Raw genomic sequence first — 1536 nt, forward strand, 5'->3', positions numbered from 1 at the left:
AAACAGCGTTGAATATCGTCGTCGACCACACTGGCTGTTAGCGCGATGATCGGCGTTTTTTCGAGTCCTAAGCTTGCTTCATAAGCGCGGATCTGTTTCGTTGCTTCGAAACCATCCATCACCGGCATCATGCAATCCATTAAAATGATGTCGAAGCCACCATCGCGCTGGAACATCTCCACTGCGATCTGGCCATTTTCCGCGACTTCAAATTGATAGCCAGCCTTGCTTAACAGTAAAGAAGCAACTTTTTGATTCACTCGGTTATCTTCCACCAATAAAATCCGTTCACGTCGCATTGGCGCAGCACTTAACGTCTCACCAACGCGTTGTTTAAATTCGGGTTCTTCAAAAGCGGGCAAGCTTGATTGGTTGAGCTTTGTCGATGCAGTTACGGGAAGTCGCAACCCAACGGCTTTATCAAGTTTCTCTTTGAGCAAATCCGCCTTAAACGGTTTTGGTACGTAGTCGTCCATGCCGACGTCAAAACACTTTTGAATATCGTCATCAACAACGCTTGCTGTTAACGCGATGATAGGAATGCGGAACGTTCGATTTTCTTTCTGCTCTATTTGTCGGATTTGTTTAGTTGCCTCAAACCCATCCATCACCGGCATCATGCAGTCCATCAAAATTAGACAGTATTGGGATGTTCTGAACATGTCGACCGCTTCCTCACCATTCGCAGCGACATCAAAACTAAAACCTGCTTTGGTGACATGCAACCCAGCAATTTTTTGGTTCACAGTATTGTCGTCTACAACGAGCACTTTGGGTAATGTTTCAAGTCGGGTTGCAGGCTGAACGACGGAAATAGATTGAGTAAATCGTTCAGCACAGCTTTCAAGCGCTTTGAGTAGACGTTGTCCTAGCAAAGGTTGAGTAATGATCGCTGCGACACGGTGACCGAAATCAAGCTGTTGGCTGTGTAGATGTTTGATTAGGCAAACTTGCACATGTTGATGTTCCAAATTTCGCATCAAATCTGTGTTCTTCACTGCGGCATCTGGTGTCGTTTCAACATAAAGAATGATGATGCGTTCTTTGTCGTTAATCTATGTTGGAAGAGCACTAAGATCATGAACAGATTGATGCACTTGAATTTGATAGAAGCTTAACTCATTGCGCAGTTTTGTTTCTAGGTCACTGTCGTCACAGACGAGCCAGATTTGGTTATTCACGGTATGTCTAGCACGAAAATGGGCTTGAGAAATCGGCGCTGTGAGTTGGAAGTAGAAACGGCTTCCGTGGCCTTTTTCAGATTCAAGTTGTATGCTTCCGCCCATGAGTTCGACAAGTTGCGTACTGATGGCAAGGCCTAAACCTGTACCTCCAAATTGGCGGGTGGTGGAATCGTCCTCCTGAGCGAATGGTGCGAAGATTCGTTTCTGTTGCTGCTCATCGATGCCGATGCCTGAGTCTTGCACGGAAAACTCGATGACGGCTTCCGATTCATTACTTTCAAGCGTGGTAATCGAAAGCTCTACACTGCCTCGTTCCGTAAATTTAACGGCATTGGACATGAAGTTCATGATC

Annotated in this window: 1 pseudogene; it reads right to left on the reverse strand. The window is 45.7% G+C overall.

Annotated elements, in window-relative coordinates:
- Positions 1-1536: pseudogene (locus R8269_RS24110) on the reverse strand (response regulator); the annotation flags it as partial.

This window comes from Vibrio sp. Vb0667 (genome assembly GCF_033391095.1).